The organism is Egibacteraceae bacterium (assembly GCA_040905805.1).
Lineage (GTDB): Bacteria > Actinomycetota > Nitriliruptoria > Euzebyales > Egibacteraceae > DATLGH01.
This window is the reverse complement of record JBBDQS010000120.1, coordinates 1-3,854: the sequence shown is the minus strand read 5'-3', so window position 1 is coordinate 3,854 and position 3,854 is coordinate 1. Positions and strand designations below refer to the sequence as shown.

Genomic DNA, 3,854 nt, shown 5'->3' with positions numbered 1-3,854 from the left:
GGCCCGGGGCGGTGGCGGTGGGGTGCGGCGGCGCCGAGCGTCTAATCGTGGCGGCAGACGAGGTCATCCCCGACGACCTGCGGTCTGGGGCCCGTGAACTGGGCGACGCGCAATACGACACGACTTCACGAGTGCGGCCCAACGTTCGACGAGTGCGACCGGATGAACGCGGACTATGCCGGGAGACGGGGGCCGACGGCTGCGTCTGTATCACGCTCCGTGGCGCCCTGCGGACTTGGATTCCCCGCGATCGCGTTGGTCACAACCCGTAGGAGTTCCGCCGTTCTGTCAGGTCTTGATTAGCTCTCATCGATGCTGTTCGGATGCGGGACGACGACAACGCGCAACTCCTCAATACCGGTGAAGTCAGCCGGGTTGCAGGTGTACAGGGGTAAGTCGTTGGCCACGGCGATAGCGGCGATCATCGCGTCGTACGTACGAGCCGTCGTCTTGCGACCCGCCTGCCGTAGCGACGCGGCCACACGGCCGAACGCCCGCGCTGCCGCAGCATCAAACGGCAAGGCGTCGAAGTCAGCCTCGGCCTGCTGCACGTGTGCCTGCCGGGCCGTGCGTTGTTGCTCCGTGGAGGCGATCAGCGGACCCACCGACAGCTCTGCCAGGGTGACGGCGCTGATCAGGGGCTCGTCAGGCAACTGAGCGGCGTCATCGATGAGCGGCAGCAGGATGACGGTGCTGGTGTCCAGCAGACCGCGGCGGTCGGTGGCCATCTAGAGCGAGGCGTCGAGGACCTGATCCAGGTCTAGCCGGAGCCGGTGGGCATCCACGAGGGGTAGGCGCTGCCAGCGCGCCAGCAGGGTTGAAGCCGCCAGCGGTTGCCGGGCCAATGGACGCAGCTCTGCCACGGGTACACCGGCGCGCGTCACGGTCAGGGTCTCGCCACGCGACACGCGTTCGAGCACCTCGCCGCCGTGGTTGCGCAGTTCACGCACGTTGATCTCGTTCATGGAGGCCAGCATAGCACGGGCGTATCACAGGTGAGACACTGTCGTCGAAGATGTGCGCCTGACCGGCCCTGACCGGCAACGCTTGCAGGGCTTGCCGACCGGGCGGTCCGGTCGACATCCGCAAACCTTCGTGGTATCCGCCGCACTTCCAGGGTTGCCCCGATCGCCGGCGTCGTCCGCTGGCTGTCGGCGGCACGGGTCGCCCTCGACCGTTGCTGTACCGGGGATCCCCTAACCCTGGAATGCGGCGGCCCGACCATCGGATATCTCCACGCTCAGGGACAGGACAGGTCGGCGGTGCTGTAGCTGCGGCGGGTGTGCCGAGCGATAGTCGGCCACGAACGCGCCCGCGCACAGGCGCAAGCTCGTCGGCGTCCGGGGCGGTCATGATCACAGTGGTGGACATCAGGCACCTCCCAGTCGTGAGTGCGACGAGCTCCTTGACCGCGGCCGATAACGGACGGGGCAAGAGGCTGCCATCCCATCACCGGTCACGCCCCTGATCGCAGGAGACCGCTATCGAGCCCCGCGCAGCAGCCGGGCGGTGCGACGTACACTCGAGAGGTGAGAGGTGATGTCCATGCGCTTTGAGCGGATCACGGTCGACCCGGGCCAGATGGGTGGCATGCCGTGCATTCGGGGGTTGCGCATCCCGGTCGCCACCGTGGTGGCGATGGTTGCCGATGGCATGGCCGTGGAGGAGATCACCGCCGAACTTCCCGACCTTGAAGCAGATGACGTCACCGAAGCGCTGCACTTCGCCGCTGAGGCGCTGCGTGAGCGAGCACTGCCTTTGCGCACCACCGCGTGAGGTTCCTGGTCGACGCGAACCTGCGCCGCGATCGACCGGGAGTACGAGCGGTGGCGCACTGCGACCACCACCAAGCCGGCCGAGGCCGCCCCCCGTCTACGGGGTGAGCAACGTTCGGATAGCCCGGATACCGCACGACCGGTACTGCGGCCCCAACCACCCTCGCGTCACGCCACGAGTGCGTACAAGCCGGGTAGGGCCGCGTCAGCTCCGCATGGCCGCGGATGAGGAGGCATGGGCGTCCTGGATCGTCACGACCACACAGCCATCGTTCGACTCGTCGTACTTGTAGATCATCAGCATCCAGCGCCACGGACCAAGGACGAAGCGCAGACCCGCCCAACGGCCGTGCAACTCGGGTCCTATTCGTGGGAACTGCTCGAGTTGCACGAGACCGCGACGCACCCGAGCGCGCGTGTCTTCGGGAAGGCTGTGGGTGCGGATGAGCCAGTGGAGATCCTCGACCGCGCTCTCGGCGAGCTCGACCCGAGCCAACGGCTATAGCTCGTCGAGCGGGATCGTCTGCCCTGTAGCTGCCTGCCGCAGACCGCGCTGCGCGCGCTCGTAGGCGCCGTCGATGCCGTCGAGGAGGGCAACCACGTTGTCAGGATCGGGGTCGGTGGCCTCGATCGCGCTGGCCAGCAGCGACCGGGCGAGGGTGCCTTCGTTAACATGCGTGCGCTCGGCCAAGCTGGAGAGCTTGGCGGCGTGCTCTGCGTCGAGGGTGACGTTCAGGCGGTGGGTGCGTGCGGCATCCTGGCTCACGCCCCGATGGTACACGAACCGATACGTTCCGTGTAGGATTGGATGCGGTCCAACGCCCCACGAGATGGACGGCGAACGCGGCCCTTGCCGGGTAGGGCGGAGGTCGACGGCGGCGGCACACGTCACGCTCCGTAGCTGCCGCGCCCTCCTCGCTCGACTGCGGGGAGGCAACCGTAAGCGGTCCAACCCATAGCCCCGCCAGGGGACGCAGTGATGCCATGAAGGAACGGGACCTGCGCCGAGCCCCGTGCCGCGCACATGCCACACCTCGCGGTCCTCGTGGATGGCCTCCTCAACGCCCGGCAGCCCGGCGAGCGTCGCGGTGAGCGCGTCGAGACGCTCGTCCTGCAGGTGCGCGACCACATCGTCGAGTTGCACGGTGAGGTCCCAGTCAGGCAGCCACGCAGGGCCGATGTCGTACAGCGGGTCGTTCACCCGACCCCGCTGTGGCTCATCCACGCATCGAACGCCTCCCGCAGGGCGGCTGCGTGGCGTCCCTTGTCCCGCAGCGCCACGCGTCCCGCGAGCGACTGCAGCACGCCGCGCACGTTGACCTCCCAACCCCCGCGTCGTGCCAGGCCACAAACCACTCCCTACAGCGGTTCGAGGCTGTCGGGGGTGCCGTCGGGCCGCTCGGCGGGCCCGCCGGTCGCGGCCACGTGCGCGCGTAGTTGCGCTGCCTTCTGCGGCAGGGCGGCGACGTAGGCGTCGAAGAACGCTTGGGCTTGCTCGTCGCTCAACGCATCGAAGCCGGTCACTCGACCACGAGGGTGCCTTCCATTGCCTCGTGGCCGACGATGTCGCAGTAGTAGCGGTAGGTACCGGGCTCGAGGTCGGCGGGAGTGCGCACGTCGGTGTTGGCCGGGAGCTCGACCGCGTCGAGCTGGCCCTCGATCACGAGGGTATGCCGGAAGCGTCCTCGTTGCGGACGAAGAGGCCGGTGGCATCGCTGCCGAAGGTGACCTCCGCGGGGAACTCGACGTCCTGAGCGACGATCTCGACGTCGCCGGGCAGTCGCTGGTCGTCGTCGACGGCGGCCGTGGCCAGGCCGCTGCCGACCGCGAGCAGGACGAAGGCGCCCCCGGTGACCGTCCAGACCCGACGAGCGGGTGCGGGTCGACCCCGCGCCGCCAGGACGGCCAGCACGATGGTGACGAGGCCACAGCCGATGACCAGCGCGGTGGCCAGGAACGCGGCCGGCGACTCGGGATGGGTGAGGTCGCCGATCGCGTAGATCATGTTGATCGCCACGAAGACCGCTAGTCATCATGGAACGGCCGACCCCTTCCGCAATGTTCGTGGGTCATCCACGA

8 protein-coding genes are annotated in these 3,854 nt (G+C 68.3%); 1 reads left to right on the top strand and 7 read right to left on the bottom strand.

From position 1 onward, the window contains the following. Window positions 1-299: 299 nt before the first annotated feature. Window positions 300-728, bottom strand: coding sequence for a type II toxin-antitoxin system VapC family toxin (locus WD250_13755; GenBank protein MEX2621274.1), 429 nt, complete (start codon window positions 726-728; stop codon window positions 300-302). Next, entirely contained in the window at window positions 729-965 is a 237-nt protein-coding gene (locus WD250_13750) for a type II toxin-antitoxin system prevent-host-death family antitoxin (protein ID MEX2621273.1), read from the bottom strand. Window positions 966-1,545: 580 nt separating this feature from the next. On the opposite strand from WD250_13750, the gene WD250_13745 reads away from it, so the two are divergent. Then, window positions 1,546-1,776: a DUF433 domain-containing protein gene (locus WD250_13745; GenBank protein ID MEX2621272.1), complete on the top strand. Its 231-nt coding sequence runs from the start codon at window positions 1,546-1,548 to the stop codon at window positions 1,774-1,776. A gap of 204 nt (window positions 1,777-1,980) precedes the next feature. Here the strand turns inward: WD250_13745 and WD250_13740 are convergent, their stop codons facing one another. The 5 genes from WD250_13740 to WD250_13720 form a co-directional block, all read right to left on the bottom strand. Continuing rightward, on the bottom strand, window positions 1,981-2,271 hold the full coding sequence (locus WD250_13740) for a hypothetical protein (GenBank protein MEX2621271.1): 291 nt from the start codon (window positions 2,269-2,271) through the stop codon (window positions 1,981-1,983). Window positions 2,272-2,274: 3 nt separating this feature from the next. After that, window positions 2,275-2,541, bottom strand: coding sequence for a hypothetical protein (locus WD250_13735; GenBank protein MEX2621270.1), 267 nt, complete (start codon window positions 2,539-2,541; stop codon window positions 2,275-2,277). Between the two features lie 593 nt (window positions 2,542-3,134). Next, the gene (locus tag WD250_13730) at window positions 3,135-3,299 is read right to left on the bottom strand and encodes a hypothetical protein (protein ID MEX2621269.1); all 165 of its coding nucleotides are present in this window, start codon (window positions 3,297-3,299) and stop codon (window positions 3,135-3,137) included. Next, window positions 3,296-3,439 carry a hypothetical protein gene (locus WD250_13725; GenBank protein ID MEX2621268.1) on the bottom strand — a complete coding sequence of 48 codons (144 nt, stop codon included), beginning with the start codon at window positions 3,437-3,439 and terminating at the stop codon, window positions 3,296-3,298. The genes WD250_13730 and WD250_13725 overlap by 4 nt, the downstream gene beginning before the upstream one ends. After that, window positions 3,436-3,792, bottom strand: coding sequence for a hypothetical protein (locus WD250_13720; GenBank protein MEX2621267.1), 357 nt, complete (start codon window positions 3,790-3,792; stop codon window positions 3,436-3,438). Before WD250_13720 ends, WD250_13725 begins: the two co-directional genes overlap by 4 nt. Window positions 3,793-3,854 lie beyond the last annotated feature (62 nt).